The 21,836-nt window shown below is 49.3% G+C and carries 17 protein-coding genes and 1 other annotated feature; of the genes, 10 read left to right on the forward strand and 7 right to left on the reverse strand.

Going from position 1 to position 21,836, the window contains the following annotated elements:
- Window positions 1-231: 231 nt before the first annotated feature.
- The 3 genes from clpB to rluD all read right to left on the reverse strand — a co-directional run bounded on the left by clpB (window position 232) and on the right by rluD (window position 4,625).
- Entirely contained in the window at window positions 232-2,805 is a 2,574-nt protein-coding gene (gene clpB / locus AC6R10_RS10515; protein WP_500672206.1) for an ATP-dependent chaperone ClpB, read from the reverse strand.
- Between the two features lie 113 nt (window positions 2,806-2,918).
- The gene (gene pgeF, locus AC6R10_RS10520; protein WP_500672322.1) at window positions 2,919-3,641 is read right to left on the reverse strand and encodes a peptidoglycan editing factor PgeF; all 723 of its coding nucleotides are present in this window, start codon (window positions 3,639-3,641) and stop codon (window positions 2,919-2,921) included.
- A gap of 6 nt (window positions 3,642-3,647) precedes the next feature.
- Window positions 3,648-4,625: a 23S rRNA pseudouridine(1911/1915/1917) synthase RluD gene (rluD, locus tag AC6R10_RS10525; protein WP_500672207.1), complete on the reverse strand. Its 978-nt coding sequence runs from the start codon at window positions 4,623-4,625 to the stop codon at window positions 3,648-3,650.
- A gap of 129 nt (window positions 4,626-4,754) precedes the next feature.
- On the opposite strand from rluD, the gene AC6R10_RS10530 reads away from it, so the two are divergent.
- The 6 genes from AC6R10_RS10530 (at window position 4,755) to yjjX (ending at window position 11,722) form a co-directional block, all read left to right on the forward strand.
- A complete protein-coding gene (locus tag AC6R10_RS10530) occupies window positions 4,755-5,483 on the forward strand; it encodes an outer membrane protein assembly factor BamD (RefSeq protein WP_334554096.1) in 729 nt (242 codons plus the stop codon).
- A 472-nt stretch (window positions 5,484-5,955) separates the two neighbouring features.
- The gene (gene hpf / locus AC6R10_RS10535; RefSeq protein WP_487901925.1) at window positions 5,956-6,282 is read left to right on the forward strand and encodes a ribosome hibernation-promoting factor, HPF/YfiA family; all 327 of its coding nucleotides are present in this window, start codon (window positions 5,956-5,958) and stop codon (window positions 6,280-6,282) included.
- A gap of 114 nt (window positions 6,283-6,396) precedes the next feature.
- Window positions 6,397-6,514: a sequence feature (Phe leader region), on the forward strand.
- A 13-nt stretch (window positions 6,515-6,527) separates the two neighbouring features.
- Window positions 6,528-7,706 carry a prephenate dehydratase gene (gene pheA, locus AC6R10_RS10540; protein WP_500672208.1) on the forward strand — a complete coding sequence of 393 codons (1,179 nt, stop codon included), beginning with the start codon at window positions 6,528-6,530 and terminating at the stop codon, window positions 7,704-7,706.
- 138 nt (window positions 7,707-7,844) lie between these two features.
- Complete coding sequence (locus tag AC6R10_RS10545; RefSeq protein WP_500672209.1) at window positions 7,845-8,885, forward strand: polyamine ABC transporter substrate-binding protein; 1,041 nt, start codon at window positions 7,845-7,847, stop codon at window positions 8,883-8,885.
- Window positions 8,869-11,214: a putative bifunctional diguanylate cyclase/phosphodiesterase gene (locus AC6R10_RS10550; protein ID WP_500672210.1), complete on the forward strand. Its 2,346-nt coding sequence runs from the start codon at window positions 8,869-8,871 to the stop codon at window positions 11,212-11,214. Before AC6R10_RS10545 ends, AC6R10_RS10550 begins: the two co-directional genes overlap by 17 nt.
- On the forward strand, window positions 11,186-11,722 hold the full coding sequence (gene yjjX, locus AC6R10_RS10555; protein ID WP_500672323.1) for an inosine/xanthosine triphosphatase: 537 nt from the start codon (window positions 11,186-11,188) through the stop codon (window positions 11,720-11,722). The genes AC6R10_RS10550 and yjjX overlap by 29 nt, the downstream gene beginning before the upstream one ends.
- Here yjjX and trpR read toward each other — a convergent pair.
- Together trpR and sltY are read right to left on the reverse strand one after the other, a co-directional pair.
- A complete protein-coding gene (gene trpR, locus AC6R10_RS10560; protein ID WP_500672211.1) occupies window positions 11,719-12,018 on the reverse strand; it encodes a trp operon repressor in 300 nt (99 codons plus the stop codon). The genes yjjX and trpR overlap by 4 nt on opposite strands.
- A gap of 74 nt (window positions 12,019-12,092) precedes the next feature.
- Window positions 12,093-14,045 (reverse strand): murein transglycosylase, encoded by a 1,953-nt coding sequence (gene sltY / locus AC6R10_RS10565; RefSeq protein ID WP_500672212.1) that lies wholly within the window; start codon window positions 14,043-14,045, stop codon window positions 12,093-12,095.
- Window positions 14,046-14,269: 224 nt separating this feature from the next.
- Between sltY and ettA the strand changes: the two genes are divergently transcribed.
- From ettA to AC6R10_RS10580, 3 genes are all read left to right on the forward strand, one after another.
- Window positions 14,270-15,937: an energy-dependent translational throttle protein EttA gene (ettA, locus tag AC6R10_RS10570; RefSeq protein ID WP_500672213.1), complete on the forward strand. Its 1,668-nt coding sequence runs from the start codon at window positions 14,270-14,272 to the stop codon at window positions 15,935-15,937.
- 214 nt (window positions 15,938-16,151) lie between these two features.
- The gene (locus tag AC6R10_RS10575; RefSeq protein WP_500672214.1) at window positions 16,152-16,523 is read left to right on the forward strand and encodes a PilZ domain-containing protein; all 372 of its coding nucleotides are present in this window, start codon (window positions 16,152-16,154) and stop codon (window positions 16,521-16,523) included.
- A 10-nt stretch (window positions 16,524-16,533) separates the two neighbouring features.
- A complete protein-coding gene (locus AC6R10_RS10580) occupies window positions 16,534-17,544 on the forward strand; it encodes a M23 family metallopeptidase (protein ID WP_500672215.1) in 1,011 nt (336 codons plus the stop codon).
- Between the two features lie 96 nt (window positions 17,545-17,640).
- Here AC6R10_RS10580 and tyrA read toward each other — a convergent pair whose 3' ends face one another.
- Both tyrA and AC6R10_RS10590 read right to left on the reverse strand, forming a co-directional pair.
- The gene (gene tyrA / locus AC6R10_RS10585) at window positions 17,641-18,768 is read right to left on the reverse strand and encodes a bifunctional chorismate mutase/prephenate dehydrogenase (RefSeq protein ID WP_500672216.1); all 1,128 of its coding nucleotides are present in this window, start codon (window positions 18,766-18,768) and stop codon (window positions 17,641-17,643) included.
- Between the two features lie 37 nt (window positions 18,769-18,805).
- The gene (locus AC6R10_RS10590) at window positions 18,806-19,879 is read right to left on the reverse strand and encodes a 3-deoxy-7-phosphoheptulonate synthase (RefSeq protein WP_334554075.1); all 1,074 of its coding nucleotides are present in this window, start codon (window positions 19,877-19,879) and stop codon (window positions 18,806-18,808) included.
- 251 nt (window positions 19,880-20,130) lie between these two features.
- On the opposite strand from AC6R10_RS10590, the gene AC6R10_RS10595 reads away from it, so the two are divergent.
- Window positions 20,131-21,810, forward strand: a complete 1,680-nt coding sequence (locus tag AC6R10_RS10595; protein ID WP_500672217.1) for a LytS/YhcK type 5TM receptor domain-containing protein — start codon at window positions 20,131-20,133, stop codon at window positions 21,808-21,810.
- Window positions 21,811-21,836: the final 26 nt, after the last annotated feature.

Consider the following 21,836-nt stretch of genomic DNA (forward strand, 5'->3'; position numbering starts at 1 on the left):
ACTTTTCGCTTAATTTCAGAAACTAATTTTTATTGCGTTTCTTCGACCTATTGGCTCGATTGCATCGTGTGCTTTTCCGTGCCAACGGAGGCGCATTATAGGCAGGAATCGCATCGAGGCAAGAGGCATTTAGCAAAAAATCGGAATATTTGCGTCGTTCGCTCAAGCTTTGACCGATGCGATTTAAATAGCAGCAAAAAGGGCCGTTTCGGCCCTTCTGTTAGAGGAGAATTATTGGTGAGCAATAATTTGATCGTGACTCACCACCAGCTTCACGGGTTTATCTGGCATCACCTCACCCGCGAGGATAGATTTCGCTAGTGGGTTTTCAACGCTCTGTTGTATCGCCCGTTTCAATGGTCTTGCACCATAGACAGGGTCAAACCCAACTTGAGCAATGAGATCGAGCGCTTTGTCAGACACCTCAAGCATAAAGCCTTTCTCTTCCATGCGAGCAGACAGTCTCGCCAACTGAATTGAAGCAATCGACTTGATATGGTCTGCTCCTAATGGGTGGAACACCACACTTTCGTCCACACGGTTTAAAAACTCGGGGCGGAAATGTTTGCTGACCACCTCCATCACTTGCTGCTTCATGCCCTCATAATCGACCTGACCAAAACTTTCTTGGATGCGAGCAGAGCCAAGGTTAGATGTCATGATGACAACGGTATTACGAAAATCGACCGTACGACCTTGTCCATCCGTTAATCGTCCATCATCCAATACTTGAAGCAGGATGTTAAACACATCAGGGTGAGCCTTCTCCACTTCATCCAATAAGATGACTGAATAAGGTTTACGACGCACCGCTTCTGTTAGGTAGCCGCCCTCTTCATAGCCCACATAACCCGGAGGCGCACCAACAAGACGAGCCACAGAGTGTTTCTCCATGAACTCGGACATATCGATACGAACCATGGCGTCTTCACTATCGAACATAAAGTTCGCTAGGGTTTTGCACAGCTCGGTTTTACCAACACCGGTTGGCCCCAAGAATAGAAACGAACCAATCGGTTTGTTCGGATCGGATAAGCCCGCGCGACTGCGGCGAATCGCATTCGATACCACTTCAACAGCTTCAGTCTGGCCAATCACACGCTTATGCAAGACGTCTTCCATTCGCAGCAGTTTTTCTTTCTCTGCTTCAAGCATCTTCGACACAGGAATGCCTGTCTGTTTTGACAGCACTTCGGCAATTTCATTGTCGGTGACCTTATTGCGTAGCAGAGTCATCTCCTGCATTTCGGCTTGGGTTGCCAAATCAAGCTGCTTCTCTAACTCTGGGATTCGGCCATATTGCAACTCAGACATGCGGTTTAAATCACCCGCACGGCGTGCAAACTCCATATCCATTCTCGCTTGCTCTAGTTCCCCTTTAATGTGTTGAGTACCCGATAAGGCCGCTTTTTCTGCGTTCCACACCTCTTCCAGCTCAGCAAACTCTCGCTCTTTTTCACTCAACTCTTCATTGAGGATCTGCAATCGCTTCTCACTGGCTTCATCGTGTTCGTTGGTCAGCGCTTGTTGCTCAATTTTAAGTTGAATGATTTTACGCTCCAACTTATCGAGCGACTCGGGTTTGGAGTCAATCTGCATGCGAATACTGGATGCGGCTTCATCAATTAAGTCGATCGCTTTGTCAGGCAATTGGCGATCCGATACGTATCGATGCGAGAGACTCGCCGCCGCCACAATAGCAGGGTCAGTAATTTCCACATGGTGATGCAACTCATAGCGCTCTTTGAGACCGCGTAAGATAGCCACGGTATCTTCCACTGACGGCTCATCCACCAGCACTTTTTGAAAGCGTCGTTCAAGCGCAGGATCTTTTTCGATGTATTGGCGGTACTCATCTAAGGTGGTTGCCCCGACACAATGCAACTCGCCTCGAGCCAACGCGGGTTTAAGCATGTTACCGGCATCCATTGAACCTTCGCCTTTACCCGCACCCACCATGGTATGAATCTCATCAATAAAGAGGATGATGTTCCCCTCTTCTTTAGACAATTCATTAAGGACGGATTTCAAACGCTCTTCGAACTCACCACGGTATTTGGCCCCTGCAACCAGTGCGCCCATATCCAAGGAGAGTACTCGGCGCCCACGCAATCCCTCTGGCACTTCGTTATTGATGATACGTTGTGCCAACCCTTCGACGATGGCGGTTTTACCCACACCCGGTTCACCAATGATCACCGGGTTGTTTTTTGTACGGCGCTGCAAGACTTGAATGGTGCGACGTATCTCATCATCACGGCCGATGACCGGGTCAAGCTTGCCTTGCTCGGCACGCTCGGTGAGATCAATCGTGAATTTCTCTAACGCTTGGCGCAACTCTTCGGCATTGGGGTCGTTGACGGTTTGTCCACCGCGAATCTTATCTATCGCTGCAGCGATTTTATCTTGAGTAAGACCTTGCTCTTTAAGCAAACTGCCAAGTGGGCCGCGGTCTTCGATCGCCGCCAGCAAGAAAATTTCTGATGAGATGTACGCATCTTTGCGCTTTTGCGCCACTTTGTCACACAGGTTAAACAGCGTGCCCATTGCGCTCGACAATTGAACATCACCGCCAATGCCACTGACTTTGGGCAAGCGGTCAAGAATTTCACTCAATTTTGAGCGTAGATGCATCACGTCCACGTTGAGCATGGTGAGCAAAGGACGAATCGGGCTACCGTCCTGATCCATCAGCGCTACCATTAGGTGAACGGGTTCTATGTATTGATGGTCGCGGCCGAGCGCCAACGATTGGGCGTCAGATATCGCGATTTGGAATTTGCTCGTAAATCTGTCAAGACGCATACCTACCTTCCTAACTCAAATGAGGTGAACGAATTTCATCATAAAGAAAGATGGATACGCGCAAGGGCAATTTCAAGGTAGCAGGGAGGAGTTTCCCTAATAAACAGGTGGGATTATGATTCAAGCCAAATAAAACTGGCTTGTCGACCTGTCACGCCATCGCGTCGGTAGGAGTAAAAACGGTTAGCATCACGATAGGTACACAGCCCGCTTTGATAGATCGCCGTCACACCGACCGATTGAAGGCGCTGCTCAACAAGGCGATTCATATCCGCCATGTACTTGCCAGGTTGGCGGCCAGGTAAAAACGCCGTTTGGGCTTGTGAATCATGAGCGACAAATTGATCACGGACCTCTTGACCTACTTCAAACGCCTCAACGCTGATCGCAGGACCAATCCAGGCCATCAACTCGCCACTCATCAAGCGCACCGCATTCTCGACAATCCCATCAAGTAAACCTCGCCACCCGGCATGCACCGCAGCAACCTCTGTACCCTCACGATTGGTCAGCAGCACCGGCAAACAATCGGCGGTCATCGCACTGCATACGATGCCGATTTGTCGAGTCAACGCCCCATCGGCATCCAAAACCGTATCGGTCGCCGAGTCGAGCGTCACAACATGGCTAGAGTGGGTCTGATTGAGCCAAACCGGCGCCGAGGGCATGCCTGAATGCGCCATCAACCATTGGCGGTTTTGCGCCACCAACTCAGGATCGTCTCCGACATGCATCCCCACATTCAACCCTTGATAAGGAGGCATAGAGACGCCCCCCTCTCGAGTTGAGGCAAACGCTTTTACGTTCGCTGGCGCTGGCCAGTTGGGGATGATCATAGACATTTAAATCTCTTCTTCCAGACCGTGGGTTTGAGCATCCAGGCGCAGCGCTAGGGTCATCTCAACCATGTCATCAGGCACAGGCGCATGAAACTCGAGCTCTTCACCGGTGATCGGATGCGCAAAACGCAACATGACCGCATGCAATGCTTGGCGATCAAAACCACGGATTTTCTCCGTCAGCTCTTGGGTTGCGCCAGAAGGAATGCGAGCGCGGCCACCATAAGCGGTGTCACCCAATAGCGGGTGCTGCAAGTACGACATATGCACACGAATTTGGTGTGTACGTCCGGTCTCCAAACGCAAGCGAATACGCGTGTGTTCGCGAAAATGCTCGGCCACGCGGTAATGCGTCACCGCAGGTTTACCCATTGGACTCACCGCCATCAGTGTGCGTTTGGTTGAGTGTCGGCCAATCGGCTGCTCAACCTTACCGCCCGCGGTCATACGACCAATCGCGATCGCTTCATACTCACGAGTAATGTTGCGCTTTTGCAGAGCACGAACCAGGCGCGTTTGCGCTGGGACCGTTTTCGCCACCACCATAAGGCCCGTGGTGTCTTTGTCCAAGCGGTGAACGATCCCGGCACGAGGCACTTCCGCAATCGCTGGATAGTGATGCAGTAACGCGTTGAGCACAGTGCCATCTGGCGTACCGGCACCTGGGTGAACCACAAAGTCACGCGGTTTGTTGATCACGATAATGTCGTCATCTTCATAAACGATATCCAGAGGAATATCTTGCGCTTCCCAACGTTCTTCGTCTTCGAGTTCTGCTTGTAAGGTGATCTCTTCACCGCCCATCACTTTGGTGCGCGGCTTGGTGACCACTTGGCCGTCCACACTCACTTTGCCTTCGAGCAACCACTCTTTTAGACGTGAGCGCGAAAAATCGGCAAACAATTCGGCAATCGCCTGATCGAGGCGTTGACCTAACTGGCTATCTTTTACTGTATTGGTTAATTCAATCTGCTGAGCCATATCGAACTTTTTTAAAAACTGTGAGACTAATAGTCTCTACTATGAAAAAATAAGCGCCATTGTATCCGTTACCGCTTAGAAAGTAACGGCGGCGTAGTAAATATTTAATTCAAGGAATCGAATCCTGACATGAAACAGCATACATTATCTGGCTTATTGGCATTATCCATATTGGTTGGCTGCTCGAGCAGCGAGGAGATCGTTCCTGATGTGCCACCATCAGAACTGTATTCTGAAGCGCAACTTTCTTTGCAAAGCGGCAACTGGCTCACCGCTATTGAGCAACTTGAAGCTCTAGATTCACGTTACCCATTCGGCGCTTACTCAGAGCAGGTTCAGCTAGACCTTATTTACGCTTACTACAAAAACGATGACTTGGCGCTCGGTTTGGCGACCATAGAGCGCTTTACGCGTTTGAACCCAACCCATGAGAAATTGGACTGGGTCCTCTATATGCGCGGACTCTCTCACATGGCGCAAGATCGCAACTTTATGCATGATCTGCTCAATATCGATCGTAGTGACCGAGATCCTGAGCCGGTGAAAAAAGCATTCGCAGACTTTAAGCGTCTTCTTGAGCGTTACCCAAATAGCCCATACGCAGCAGACTCTCAAAAACGCATGTACGCGCTCAAAAATCGCCTCGCCAACTACGATTTAGCGACCGCGGATTTCTACCTTCGCCGCGAAGCATGGATTGCCGCCATCAACCGTACTCAAGAGTTGCAGCGCACTTATCCTGATACCGAAGCCGCTCGCAAATCATTGCAGATTCAGCTTGAAGCCTATCAACAACTCGGCTTAGAGGATGCCGTGAAGCGGACTGAAGCGTTAATCGAACTCAATCCGGATTCTTAAGCCATCCGTTCGCTTCTCTACTCGCCGCGCCACTTGCGCGGCGTTTTTGTTTCTTCAAATCACAGTTTTTCTTTAATTTACATATTGAGAACAAGCAAAGTGAATGAGAAGAAAATACGATGATGGGTACGCTGGCTGTCGTCAGAGGTGTATTAGGAAAATCGAGAGAGGAAGAGAAAGGGAGCGCAGTGTCACACTCTTGATGCGATTAAAATGCAACCAATGATTTATTTAGACCGTAAACCGCCCCTAAAAAGCGGATGATTTTTAGCGTGTTACCTCTTCTAATCTAATGAGTTTTTATGGTTAAACAAGCTTTTTTGAGCGGTGATGAATCGACTCTTTGAGTTAGATCACGTTTGAATTTAATCCAAAAAACAGCCTACACAATAGTGATCTAGATCACTTTATTTATACCTGCGGTGAGTAACCTGGAGTTAACCCATGAGGGATGACACAGAGGAAAGCATCTATGAAAGTAAACATCACTGGTAAAAACATCGACATCACCTCTGCAATCCGCAATCACATTGAGAGCAAGTTCCAGAAGCTAGAAAAATGGCAAGTAGACATTATCGGTTGCCAAGCCACCTTTAGTGAAGAACCGAATAAACAGAAAAAATTCGAGGCTATCATCACGGTTCCTAAAGGCCAACTTATCGCTTCTGCTACCCATGAAGATTTGTACGCTGCCGTTAACGAGGTAGAACAGAAATTAGAACGTCAGCTTAATAAACTCCGCCACAAACCTGAGGCACGTCGTACGGACAAGCCACAACTGGAAGAAGTCGAAGAGTAATCAGCAGACTGAGAAGATTTGAGAATAGCGCCCGGCGGGCGCTATTTTTTTGCTTGACGCTCCATACTCCGTTGCTTATTGTGGTTGAACATTCATTTGGAATCGACTTTTATGCACCGTTCACCACTGTTCTTTTTTGACTTGTTTTTTCTCCACTAGACTGGAGGCTCGCTCGTTTTTAAAAACAAGTCAAAAACGAACAGAAAGCCTCCCATCGGGAGGCTTTTTTTATAAGGAATACTAGGATGACTGAACAAAAATACTCACTTGATGACATTCGTTTACGCTTAAACGAACTCGACGACCAACTGCTGAAACTCCTTTCTGAACGCCGTGAGATGAGCATTGAGGTTGCGAAGAGTAAAGTTCAAACATCCAAACCAGTACGTGACGCCGTACGTGAGCAGCAGTTGCTAGTTAAGCTCATCAATAATGGCAAAGAAAAGTATCAGCTCGATGCGCAATACATCACCAAACTGTTTCACACCATCATTGAAGACTCTGTACTCCTCCAGCAATCTTATCTACAAAACCTCGCTAACCCAGAACTGAGCCGCAAACCGTTGGCTCGGGTTGCTTTTCTTGGTGCCAAGGGCTCCTATTCTCACCTCGCGAGCCGAGAATACTTCAGCCGTAAAAACACCGAGTTAATTGAATTAAACTGCGATCACTTTAAAGAGGTGGCGAACACTGTGGAATCCGGTCATGCAGACTATGGCGTACTTCCGATTGAAAACACCAGTTCGGGCTCTATCAATGAGGTGTATGACTTACTGCAGCACACCACTCTCTATATTGTCGGTGAGCTGACACTACCGATTGAGCACTGCTTGGTAGCCACGCAGGACATCCGCTTAGAAGAGCTCAAAACCTTGTACTCTCACCCACAGCCCCACCAGCAATGCAGCGAGTTTTTGAGCCGTTTGAAAGGCGTTAAGCTAGAGTCTTGCGCGAGCACGGCCGATGCGATGCAAAAAGTTCAAGAAATGAACCGACGCGACGTCGCTGCCATCGGGAATGCATCGAGTGGTAAGCTGTATGGCCTTCAAGCGATTCAAGGCAACATTGCCAATCAAACCGAAAACCACACTCGCTTTATCGTCGTTGCGCGTAAGCCTGTCGAAGTGTCGGCGCAAATTCCGGCAAAAACCACTTTGATCATGTCCACATCTCAGCAAGCGGGATCCTTGGTGGAAACCCTACTAGTGCTGCAACGTTACGGCATCAACATGAACAAATTGGAATCAAGACCTATCATGGGCAACCCTTGGGAGGAGATGTTCTACGTCGATCTCGAGGCGCATCTGGACTCTCAAGAAATGCAGCAAGCTCTGAACGAACTCACTCGGATTACCAAACATCTTAAAGTGTTGGGCTGCTACCCAAGTGAAAATGTCAAACCTACACAGGTGAAATTGCTGTAACGTTGCTCACAGCCTAATCAATAAATTGACGATTAAAGCTGACACCTAATGCAAATGCTCATACTATGAGTACATTAAGTTGCATAGCAAGGTGTCAGCACGCGCTGGCTTTCATTCATCAACTCAATAAAGTCAGTTATGAGGCTCGCTCTTTATTCATTCATTGCTCCGCTCTTTTGTAGCGCCATTACGTACGCCAATCCACTCAATCTCTACATGTGGGAGGACACCTTGTCCCCGAACGTGATTGACCAATGGCAGCAACAAAGCTCTACCCTTCTGCGCCTTGACCATTTTGACAATGACGACAAACGCAGTTTATTGATGCTCCGCAGTGACCAGTTGCCGTTTGATGTTGTCGTGCTTGATAACGTCTCTGCGCAAATCTACGGTCGCCTCAACATGTTTGAGGACCTAACTGACCTCCCCAACCGTCAACATAATGCGGCGAAATGGAATCAAGTCTGCGGCCCCCATGCCGTTCCTTACTTTTGGGGGACGGTGGGCATTGCATTTCGGCACTCGGCGGTGAAGCATCCTCCCGCAACATGGCATGACTTCGTCTACCCGCCCCAAGAGCACGAGGGTAAGATCGGCATGATCAACGACAGCATCGAAAGCTTTCTTCCGCTGTTTTATGCGCTTGGTCTCTCTCCGATCGAAGATAATCCGGACACATTACAAAAGGCATACCCACAGTTAATTGAATTTAGTGACCGGGTACTGACCTTTGAGTACATCCTCAGCTATATCCGTAGCCAAGCGGATGCCAACGCACTGGACATGGCGCTAGCCTATAGCGGAGATCAATATTCTCTCAATCGATTCTACGGTGAAGGGAAATGGGGCTTTGTGATCCCTGAAGGACAGTTGTTCATTTGGGTCGACTGTCTGGCGATTCCGAAAAGCAGCACCAACAAAGACGCCGCCAAAGCCTTTGTGAATTTCGTGATGGATCCCAATATTGCTGCAATAAATGCAACAGATATTAAAGCTGCAACGCCCAACTTAAGTGCATTGAAACTGTTGCCAGAATGGTACATAAATGATGCATCATTATTTCCAGAATCAAGCAGGGTCGACGGGGCGCTGATCGACAGCGAACTCACCGCGGCCAACATAAGCCTAAGGGCAAAAATTATTAATAGTATTCTCAAACGTCATGAAGCTCAGCACTAGAGTCCTACTACTGGTTGCCCCCGTGGTGCTGATGAGCGCGGCGGTATCTAGCTATAGCATCTACATCAACCAAAAAGATGCGTTAATTAAACGTGAGAACAGTTATCTGCAACTCACGATGGAAAAGCTCGCCGGTCACTTTCGTCAATCCGTTGCATTACTCAACAGCTACTCACTTTCATTGACCAAAAGCGACATCATCCGCTACTACCTGACCCAGCCCGAAAACCCCTATCGAGAAATGAATCTGATCAGCAATTTGCAGCTATCCGTCAAGCAGCTGCAAACCAGCGACGATGATTCGATTGCCGTCGCGATTCTCGATAGCGAACAAAACGTGGAGTTCTATTCGGACAACCAATCCGACCCGTTCGCAACGCTCGATGACAACGTGCGCGACTATGTTAAGCAGATCTACCACAATAGCGGCCAAACGCGCCATCTAGGATTTGCAAAAAACTTCCAAGGCCAAAGCATTCTGATTCGTTATGATGTGCTCGACCAAAGCACCCTCAATGTGCCGCTCAGTTATAACAAGGACCGAGTGTTTTTTGTCGTGGTGGCTTTGACACTCGACAAATATGATCAGCTCAAACACATCATCGAATTTGATAACGACAGCAGCATTTTCTATGCCCCTAAGCCCATTTTTAAGTCTGGTTTAACCCAGTCGGTCGAGCTTAAACATGACTTGTTCGCCGTGCTTGACCCAGCGCACTATCTACTGACCGAAAAATTGGCCAAAATCGAACATAAGCTACTACTCTCGTTTGGTGCGTCCTCTTTGGTTACCGTGCTGATCTTACTGTTTTTACTTTATCGACATGTCATTCGTCCCATCACCCGCCTTGATCACCAATTGCAAGAGGTGGAGCAACACAAGCGACACAACATCGACAGGCTGGGCAGTGACAACGAAATTGGTCGCTTGTCGATGCGTTTTTATGACATGTATCGTGAGCTCGATTCGAGCTATCAAAAAACCAAGGCGATGGCAGAAAACGATCATTTAACTCAGTTGGCCAACCGCTACCAATTTCAGATGTGCGTTGAACGCAGCCTTTCCAATACTCTGGCCGTCACTCATGCATGGATTCTTTACATCGACCTCGATAACTTCAAGTACGTCAATGACAAGTACGGCCATCACATCGGCGATACGCTACTGGTCAATTTCGCCCAGCACCTGAAAACACTGTGCGACCAACTGGAAAACAATTTTGGCGTCAAGTCCCTCGCCTCTCGTCTTTCTGGTGATGAGTTTGCCATATTTATTGCCGCTGGCAGACGAGGCGATTACGCGACCTACATCGCCAACGCGATTTTGCAACCGATTCAAAGCCACACTCACTCCCCTTTGGGCTCTTTTCCGATCACAGCCAGTATTGGTATCGCCTCCTACCCCGATGATGGCAAAGACTTGGCCAAGTTACTCTCCAATGCCGACACGGCCATGTATCAAGCCAAACGAGCCGGCAAAAACCAAGTGGCGCCTTACTCGAAAGCGCTCGATGACGTGGTACGACGCAAAGAGAAAATTGAGCGCGCGCTGCGCAGTGGTGAGTACGACAAAGAGTTCACTTTGCTCTATCAGCCCTATTACAATCGCGATGGCAGTGAAATTCGCGGGGTCGAAGCGCTGCTGCGCTGGGAATCGCCTAAGTTGGGGCGGGTCGAACCCAGTGAGTTTATTCCAATCTCTGAGCAAACCGGCCTATTTGGCAGTATTGATCGTTGGGTGATTGAAGAAGCCTTCAAAGATTTTGCCGATATTCAGCGTAGCTTCGACGGCCCGGTGCAAGTCTCTATCAACCTGTCGTCAGCAGAACTCGACTCGTTACAACTCGCCCAGTTTATTCAGACAATGAGCGACAAGTATCACGTGATTCCTAGCCTGATCGATTTTGAAATTACCGAGACCTTTGCCTCAGACTCCCAGAGCTATCTACTGCTTCATGAGTTGTCGATTATGGGCTTTAAGCTCGCCATTGATGACTTTGGCTCTGGCTATACCTCCATCGTTCAACTGGTCGAGTACCCAGTACAAAAGATCAAGCTTGATAAAGAGTTCTTAGCCACGCTAGTCAAAACCGATAACCGTAAAGTGATCAAACCCTTGGTTGATCTTTGCCACTCACAATCTATGATAGTCACCGCTGAGGGCATTGAGACACAAGAGGATCATGAGTGGCTAGCCAGTTATGAATGTGACTACATGCAAGGCTATTACTTGTCTCCGCCTTTGACCTTAGCGCAGCTCAGCCTAATCCACTTAGCACCAGAAGAGGTTATTGATGTCCGTGAAGAAGGTTATTGTCGCTTCGCTTAACCCGGCGAAGATCAACGCGGTAAAAAGTGCGTTTCTTGCCTCGTTTCCAAACCAATCGTTTGAATTCTCTGGCGTTAGCGTGCCAAGCGGCGTCGCTGACCAACCGATGAGCAATCAAGAGACGTACCAAGGTGCTCGCCAACGTGTGACCAACGCCAAGCAGGCAGTAGCAAATGCGGATTTCTATGTCGGGCTAGAAGCCGGTATTGAAGGACAAGTGACCTTTGCATGGATGGTGATTGAGTCTCAACAACAACGCGGTGAATCGCGTTCAGCGAGCTTGATGTTGCCACCGGTGGTCCTTGACAAGCTCAAAGACGCCAATGAACTTGGCGATGTGATGGACGAGGTCTTTGGCACTGAAAACATTAAGCAAAGAGGCGGCGCTATCAGCCTACTAACCCACGATTTGTTGACGCGCAGCTCTGTGTACCATCAAGCGCTTGTTTTGGCGCTCATCCCATTTATGAATCCAGACCACTTCCCAGTGGGTGGGGTGGAATCTTAATCGCTCTCACCTCGCTCGAGCAGAGCCGCCAACGCGGCTTTATCTTGCGCGGATTTGGACTTGAGTTCATTCGAGCCGCGCGTGATGGTAGCTACCCCTACCCCCAGCATCTGACTGATTTGACGCTGTGACAACTCCCCTTTCAGTAACTCACGGAAAATATTGACCCGCGCGACCAATGCTTCCCTTTCATCGGGCGTCAGCAGCATCGTCATTAGCATCTCATGCTGATGAGACTCACTGCTTTTGGCGACAAGGTCTAGGATCTGTTGCCACTCTTTGTACTCTGGTTCCATTGCGTTTACTTCAGTACGACCATTGATAGCGTCAATATTCCCAAGCTTTACCTTTGGATTCAAGCGTCACGGTCTCAGTACTTCGCTTGCAGCTCTTTTTGGCTCAAAAAGTGTCCGTCCTCACCCAGCACTTCACGATAGTAAGTTTCAAACATCAAAATATTCTGTACATAGCCGCGCGTTTCCTTAAAGGGGATCGCTTCAATAAAAGCGAACACGTCCAGCTTACCGTCACTGCGCTCACGCCACGTTTTGACCCGATTCGGCCCCGCATTATACGCCGCGAATGCCAGAATGCGGTTATGGTCGTAATCGTCAAGCAGCCCTTTCAGGTAGTGGCTACCGATTTCGATGTTTTTGCCCACTTCGTACAGTTCCGCACTGCCTTGATAAGTTAACTGATACTTTCTCGCCGTGTATTTGGCCGTAGAAGGCATGATCTGCATAATACCGCGTGCACCGACCGGCGAACGGGCCTCGACATCCATCGCACTCTCCTGGCGGGCCAGTGACATTAGGGTGATAGGATCAATGTTGTGTTTATCGCCATAAAAATTGAACCACCAGCGATGCGCAATCGGGAAACGAATTTCTAGGTTGTCCCACATTTTAGCCTGAATACTGGCGGTGACGGTCAAATGGTGCCAACCTTTGAACGACGCATAAGCGGCCAGCATCTCTCGCTGCGATTTATTGACCCGCCCAAGCAGCCATCGCCACTCACTTTTGGCCGCGGTAATTTTATCGCGATCAATCAACTCCTCGATACGCACCAAAGTCGTCTCGAACGGCTCAACCAGCTCGGGCGCCAATGTAATGGTGGAGGTGGGATAGACAATCGAACGCTGAAGCGCTTGCGCGGCCGCCACGCTGTAGAAGTTGCGCTGACCAACAATAGCCTCTAAACGCTGATTCGCTTGGCTAATTTGACCGGCGGCCATTTCCGCTCTCGCGCGCCAATATTGCCAGCGGAGGGTCTCTTGATAACTCACAGGGAGCGCATCAAGCCAACGACTGACCGCAGGCCAGTCATTTTCACCTATCGCCAAACGGATGCGCCGCTCGAGTAAAGAGAGGTTAGCACTGTGCGCTATCACATCGTCACGCCACGCGATCAGATCCGACTCGTCACGATTCATCAAACGAAAAGCAATAAAATCGGCCAAGCTCTGCTGAGATTCGGTGGGTAGCGACACTGCCGCCATCACGTCACTGTACTCTTGCTGCGCTTTAACAACGTCACGACGCGCGAGCTTTTTCATACCGCTGCTGACTAACTGATGATAAAACGGTTCATCAGGAAACTGCGCTGCCGCCTTTGCCAAGGTTGCGGGTTCGCGAAACAGCGACTGTGCTCGTTGTCCTGCTATTTTGGCTTGCTCACTCTCAAGCTGCTTAACCAAGTAGTTGAGTAAGCTGCCGTTTCCAGAGTCAAACACGAGTAATACCCGATCGAGCACATCACGATCACTGCGTTGGCCATGTGCATCCCAAGCGGCAAAAAGCGGGTCACACGCATCCGCAATACTGGAACCGGATCGCCATAGCGTTTTCGCGCCTTGCCATGCTAACGCTTTGTTGCCTGTTTGGTAATGAGCCCAGTAATAGTGACACTGATAACTCTCACCTCGCGGCAGCGCTGTCTGAAATTCAAGAAAGCGCTGCCACTGGTTATCTTTGGCTAAGGCGTCCAAATACGGCGCGCTAATACGCCCAGAAAAAGGCAGCGTTTTATAGCGCTCAATAAACTGATTCACGTCTATGGGGGAGCGCTCTCCAATATTGACTAAGAAAGCGCGATAATCGACATAGGGCGTTAAGGGATAGTCGGCGATGCTTGGCCTTAGAGCCTGATAATCATCAACCTTTTTCTCATCGAGCAAATCTTGTGCTTGATCGTACAACGCTCGCTGAGTGGCGAGGTCGGCTACCGCTGAAGTAGCATAAGTGGCGCTGCCCACAACCGCACAAAACCAGACCGCGGTTCGAGAAAAGTAGGACAACAAACGGGAATCGCTCAGCGTCATAAAGCCTCATCCTTGAAGGGAAAACCTCTCTCTAATTAACTCGATCCTCCCCCCTGCTGTAAAGAGCTCAGATGTAAATAATAATAAATTCACACAATAGTGACATTGCGTGGCAAGACTTGACTGACGTTGAGCCGATTTCCTCCCTCTCGGGAGTAACAAAACGCGTTCGCTTGGTATAAAATGACCAGTTACGTAGATTGAATAGTTAGGAACGATCGGCAATGGCTGAATACGTATATACCATGTCGCGCGTGAGCAAAGTGGTGCCACCAAAGCGACAAATTCTTAAAGACATCTCTCTGAGCTTTTTCCCAGGCGCAAAAATTGGTGTTTTGGGCCTCAATGGTGCAGGTAAATCGACTCTACTGCGCATCATGGCGGGTATTGATACCGACATCGATGGTGAAGCGCGTCCACAACCGGGCCTGAATGTTGGCTACCTGCCGCAGGAACCTGTGCTCGATGAATCGAAAACGGTACGTGAAATCGTCGAAGAGGCGGTATCTGATGTCGCTGGCGCAATGAAGCGTCTGGACGAAGTCTATGCGGCTTACGCAGAACCCGATGCGGATTTCGATGCCCTCGCAAAAGAGCAAGGTGAGCTAGAAGCGCTGATTCAAGCCAAAGAAGGCCACAACCTCGAAAACGCGCTAGAGCGCGCCGCGGATGCACTGCGCCTACCTGAGTGGGATCAAAAAATTGCCCATCTATCGGGTGGTGAGCGCCGCCGTGTGGCGATTTGTCGCCTACTTCTTTCTAAACCAGATATGCTGCTGCTCGACGAACCGACCAACCACTTGGATGCGGAATCTGTCGCGTGGCTAGAGCGTTTCCTTGTTGATTACACTGGCACCGTTGTGGCTATTACCCACGACCGTTACTTCCTCGACAACGCCGCAGGTTGGATCCTTGAATTAGACCGTGGTGAAGGTATTCCATGGCAAGGTAACTACACCTCATGGCTAGAGCAAAAAGACGCGCGTCTGCAACAAGAAGCGTCACAAGAGAAAGCACGTCAAAAGACCATTGAAAAAGAGCTGGAGTGGGTTCGTCAAAACCCGAAAGGTCGTCAATCGAAGTCTAAGGCGCGTATGGCTCGCTTTGAAGAGCTGCAAAGCGGCGATCGTCAAAAGCGTAACGAAACCAACGAGCTGTTTATTCCGCCAGGTGAGCGTCTTGGCGACAAGGTGATTGAAGTCTCTAACCTGAGCAAGTCGTTCGACGGCCGCGTATTGATTGATGACCTGTCGTTCAGCATGCCAAAAGGGGCGATTGTCGGCATCATCGGTGCCAACGGTGCGGGTAAATCAACGCTGTTTAAGATGCTGAGTGGTGCAGAGCAACCGGATTCAGGCACTATCGAAATGGGTGAAACCGTCAAGTTGGCATCCGTCGATCAGTTCCGTGACTCGATGGACGATTCGAAAACCGTCTACCAAGAGATTTCGGAAGGCGCGGATATCATCAAGATTAACAACTTCGAAATCCCTGCTCGCGCGTACTGCTCTCGCTTTAACTTTAAAGGCAGCGATCAGCAGAAAGTGATTGGCGAGTTGTCGGGTGGTGAGCGCAACCGTGTCCACTTAGCGAAACTGCTTAAAGCGGGCGGCAACGTGTTGCTTCTCGATGAGCCAACCAACGACCTCGACGTGGAAACCCTACGAGCATTGGAAGAAGCGCTGCTTGAATTCCCTGGCTGTGCCATGGTGATCTCGCACGACCGTTGGTTCCTTGACCGTATCGCTACGCACATCATTGATTACCGTGATGAAGGCCAAGTGAACTTCTACGAAGGCAACTACACGGAATACATGGAATGGCTGAAAAAGACCGTGGGGCCTGAAGCAGCCGAACCACACCGTATCAAATACAAGCGCATCGCCAAGTAATCGATTACCGCTTGATCTTTACCCAAAGGCCGCTAAGATTAGCGGCCTTTCATATTGAGGACGATAGCGACTCACTGATGGTTCTCGCCATCTCAGAGCATTGGGCCTGATGGGCAAAATATTCTGTTGAGTCGGTCAACAATGAGAAGGGTCGAGGGTTTGTCTTTATCGCTTGTCTGCTAGACTCAACACATAGTCATGGGAGAAGCAACAGATGAAAGAACGTCGCCGATTTTCACGGGTGGTTTATCAAGCCCCTGCCGTGTTAGTTCAAGGATCGCATCGTATTGACGCATCAATTCGTGATCTTTCTTTGCACGGTGTATTACTCGCATGTGATGCTGCCTCGACGCTGAGCCGCGAAGAGGACGTCAATGTACAATTTTCACTTCCAGGGAGTGATGTCGAGATTCAACTTGTCGCCAAGGTGGTTGGACTCAATAACAATATCATCCGTCTTGCGATCGATCATATTGATATTGATAGCATCGGACACCTAAAACGCCTGGTCGAACTCAATGTTGGGGATGACGATCTTCTCCATAGGGATATTGAACATTTATCCGATTTAGGTGAAGAAGCCTAATAGAACCCATATGTCGAACAAAATTACTATTTCGATACCAGCGCCGGCTGGTATTTCGCGTTTTTACCTATCTCGTCGTGCTGTCGCGACCACATTGGCCTTAGCGGTTGCGGGCGTTATGGCCGCAGGCAGTGGTGTCTACGCCTACTGGCAAACAAGCCAAAGCGAGCAAGCGGCGCTGACGCAAGCACTGGCAGCAGTGAGTGAAGAAAAGCGTCAGCTTGAGCAACTTTACAGCCAACAGCAAGACGAAACCCACCAGTTGGTGCAAGAGCTTGAAGCGAAGAAGACTCAGATTAGCGTATTGGGTCGACGCGTGTACGATGTGGAAGCGGTGCTCGGTCTGGTTGATGACAATCAAGAAACACCACTGGAAGAAGTACCACTGGAAAGCCGTATTGATGCTGCAGCAATAGACTCTGCGGTGCGCGCGACGATGTTTCGCCTGATCCCCAATGACTCACCGATGGAGTACCTGCGTGTCTCCTCATCTTACGGGAGGCGCACAAACCCCATTACAGGGCAGCGCCATACACACACTGGGATAGATCTCACCTGCAAACCTGGTCAGCCTATCTATTCACCGGCCGATGGTGTGGTAGAAACCGTGCGACCGAGCAACAAAGGGTTTGGTAACTTCCTCACATTACGTCACTCGTTTGGCTTTATGAGCTCCTACGCACACCTTGCCAAGTTTAACGTACGCAGCGGTCAGTTTGTCAGCAAAGGCGAGCAGATCGCCACTTGTGGCAATTCTGGCAACTCAACGGGGCCTCATTTGCACTACGAGATCCGCTTTTTAGGTCGAGCGCTAAACCCGCAATACACCATGGATTGGACCCCGGACAACTTCCACTACTTGTTTGAAAAAGAGAACAAAGTGAAGTGGGCTCCGCTGGTACAGTTGATTGATAATACCGTCAGACTGCAAGTGAGCTTGACGCAAAGCCCGTACGTTGATGACTCGGTCAATACCGTAAAAGCGGACGACTCGGAGCCAGAGCACACCAGCGTGCAATAAGTACATGGGTGGTCGATGTGTAGATAAATGCAACGCGATCAAAAAAAGCTGCCTAGGCAGCTTTTTTTATAACAAGTTTTATAACAAGAGTGCAGCTCAGCCACGATGAATCGCATCGTTCGCTTGCTTAAGTAGATTTTGACTCTCATTCATAAACTGCTGAGAATAGTCACCAAACCACTCGCTCACTTTGTTAAAACTGTCAACAAACGCTTGTTTGTCCTTATCTTCCAAAATTTCTAATGCCTCACCGAAACTGCGATGGAAGCGCTTGATCATCTCAATATTCTCTTGCGAAGAGAGGATGATGTCGCCATAGAGGTTGGGATCTTGCGCAAACAATCGCCCAACCATAGCCAACTCCAATCGGTAAATCGGCGAGCTCAGCGTCAGTAGCTTGTCCAAATTCGGATTTTCACGGCTAAGGTGTAGGCCATAGGCAAACGAAGTAAAGTGGCGCAAAGCTTGGATCAGGGTCATGCCTTGATCGTGCTCTTTGGCATCAATTTGGCACAAACTCGCGCCCCAAATCGAAAATTGCTTGAGCAGCCACTGATACTGCTCTTCACCACGACCATCACAATAGACAATGACCTGCTTGGCTAAACTCGGCACATCAGGACCAAACATCGGGTGCAAACCGACGACAGGGCCAGAGTGAATGGCCATCATCGCTTGCAGCGGCTTAGACTTAATCGAGGTGAGATCGCACAAAATACAGTCGTGGGGTAGATTACCCAGTTTATCAATCACCCCTTGAGTGAGATGAATCGGCACTGTCACGACCACCATACCCGCGTTGTGGAGTATCTCGTCCGCATTCGGCCAATCTTGACTGCCAAGCACTTTGACTTGATAGCCCGACAAGGCAAACATGCGGCCAAACAGACGACCAAGCTGACCGTGACCACCAACGATTACCACCGAACGCAGCTCTGGGTTCAAACACTTAAAGCCGGAGTCTTTTTCACTGGCGTAGGACTCACGCATAGTGCGTCGCAAGATGTCCTCAATCAACTGAGGGGGAACCCCGATCTTTTCCGCTTCGGCTCGGCGGGAAGCCAACATCGCCGCTTCACGGTCAGGCGCATAAATGGGCAAGCCGTGCTGGCTTTTTACCTCTCCCACTTTCTCTACCAATGCGAGGCGCTGTGCCAGTAAAGCCAATATCTGTTTATCGACTGCGTCAATCTCATCACGCAACCCGCTAAGTTCTACAGCCATCAATATCCCTTCGTATCCCTTTTTAACCAGCGAAGTATTACTTCGCTAAGCGGTCTTGTAGAAATGGAACCAGCTCTTTGTGAGCGTGACGTAATAGTGCCTCAGTTGCGTCCCAATTGATACACGCATCCGTGATAGATACGCCGTATTTCATCTCACTTAGCGGGATGTCAGACGACTGGTTGCCTTCATTTAGGTGACTTTCAATCATCAAACCAATAATTGACTTGTTGCCTTCACGAATTTGGTGAATCACATCTTCCGCCACCAGTGGTTGACGGCGAAAATCTTTGCGAGAGTTGGCGTGGCTACAATCCACCATCAACGAGGCGTCAAGACCCACTTTTGCCATGTCTTGCTCACATTCCGTTACGGAGACAGAATCGTAATTGGTCTGTTTGCCGCCTCGTAAGATCACGTGACCATTCGGGTTACCTTGTGTGGTAAGCAGCGCCACTTGGCCTTCGCTGTTGATGCCCATAAAGCGGTGACTTGAAGAGGCCGCCTGCATCGCGTTAATGGCAGTAGACAGGCTGCCATCGGTACCGTTTTTAAAGCCAATCGGCATCGAAAGACCACTGGCCATTTCACGGTGAGTTTGAGATTCCGTCGTGCGGGCACCAATCGCCGCCCAGCTGAAGGTATCAGCGAGGTACTGAGGACTGATAGGGTCGAGCGCTTCAGTGGCCAGTGGAATCTCCATCTCTGCCAGTTCCACCAGCAGTTGACGACCTACATGCAGGCCATGTTCAATATCAAAAGAGCCGTCAAGATGCGGGTCATTGATCAAACCTTTCCAGCCTACCGTCGTGCGCGGCTTCTCAAAGTACACGCGCATCACAATGTAGAGTTGATCACTGAGTTGCTCATTGAGCTTTTTCAGTCGCTGCGCGTACTCTTTCGCGGCATCGACGTCGTGAATAGAACAAGGACCACACACCACCAATAGACGGTGGTCTTTTTTATGGATAATGTTGGCGACGGTTTGACGAGACTCTTGAATAAAACGGCGCGCTTTGTCACTCAGCGGCAGCTTCTCTTTCAGCTGCTCAGGGGTAATTAGGACCTGCTCGTCCGTAATGTTGATATTACTTAACTCACTCTTTTTCATCTCGCTCACCGTACACTTAAATTTACGTTCAATTTTATTTGGGTGCTTATCTAAAGCAATAACGACAAAATAACAGAGTAAAAAAAGAATGCAACCGTAAACAATAAAAAACACCATGTGTAAATATTTATATACACATGGTGCTTTTTGAATGGAACGGTCATTCTATATCAAGAATGCCTTGCCGCCTCGGCAATACCTTTCCGCTGGCTTACGATATACACTATACAAAAACAGACGTACGGTGTGTTATGGACCTGATCCTCTCTTTGCTGCAACAAATGTGTGTCTATCTTGTGTTGGCTTATATGCTCAGCAAGACACCCATTTTTCTTCCTTTACTTAGCATCTCAAGTCGGCTGAGCCACAAGATCAGTGTCTACATTCTCTTCTCATTGTTTTGCATTATGGGCACCTACTTTGGTCTACAAATCAATGATGCCATTGCGAACACACGCGCCATTGGTGCGGTTATGGGGGGGCTGTTTGGCGGCCCTGTGGTTGGCTTTTTTGTCGGTCTCACGGGGGGGCTACACCGATATACGTTAGGTGGTTTTACCGACTTAGCTTGTGCGATCTCCACCACGGCGGAGGGGCTTATTGGTGGTATTCTGCACACCTATTTGCTGCGTAAAGGTCGCGGAGAGCAGCTTTTTAACGCCAGTGTGGTGTTTGCCATTACTTTGGTCGCCGAGGTAGTGCAGATGGTGATCATCTTGATTGTGGCAAAGCCGTTTGATCAAGCCTATTCATTGGTTTCTGATATTGCAGCGCCCATGATTATCGCCAACTCGGTGGGGGCTGCCCTGTTTATGAGCATCCTTCACGACCGCAAAACCATCTTTGAAGAGTACTCAGCGACATTTTCACGCCGAGCATTAAACATCGCCGAACGCTCTGTCGGTATCCTCGCCTCCGGTTTTACCAGTCAAAACGCAGAAAAAATCGCCCGCATTGTCTATGAAGAGACCAACGTCGGCGCGGTGTCGATTACCGATAGTGAAAAAATCCTCGCGTTTGTCGGTATTGGCGATGATCACCACAAACCGCAAACGCCGATCTCTTCACAAAGCACCTATGACGCCATCAACCAAAACAGCATCATCTATCTCGATGGCAGCGAGCGACCTTATCAATGCTCGCTCTCAACCGCATGCAAACTGGGCAGCGCCTTGATCATCCCGTTACGCTCTGGTGATGAGGTGATCGGCACGATTAAGCTCTATGAACCCAAACGCAAACTGTTCTCCACCATCAATATGACGATGGCAAAAGGGATCGCGCAGTTACTCTCCAGTCAGATCCTCTATGGCGATTACCAACAGAAACAGACTCTACTCTCGCAGGCGGAAATCAAACTGCTGCACGCTCAGGTCAATCCGCACTTTCTGTTTAATGCATTAAACACCATCAGTGCCGTTATCCGTCGCGATCCTGCCAAGGCGCGTGAACTGATTCAGCATTTGTCGCAGTTCTTTCGCAGTAACCTCAAGCAAAACATCGCCAGTGTGACACTTAAAGAGGAGCTCGCGCACGTCAACGCCTACCTAACGATAGAGAAAGCGCGCTTTAATGATCGCTTAGAAGTGGATATCGACATTGACGACGCGTTACTCAACCTGCAAGTCCCAACGTTTACTTTGCAGCCTTTGGTGGAAAATGCGATCAAGCATGGTATCTCAAACTTGCTCGAGGGCGGTCATGTGCGGATATACAACGAAACAACGCCCCAAGGCGAAAGGATTGTGGTGGAAGACAACGCCGGCAGTTATCAAGAACCCGAGCCAGGCCACTTAGGATTGGGAATGCAAATTGTCGATAAACGGCTCACCAGTAAATTTGGCCGTGGTTCAGCGCTCAATATTGAGGTAAAACCCAACCAATTAACGCAAATGAGCTTTATCATACCTCGCCCTTTGAAGGTGGCGTAGAACCGATGCGGATTGATGAGTAATGC

This window comes from Vibrio sp. R12-SG2-ISO1 (genome assembly GCF_059834045.1).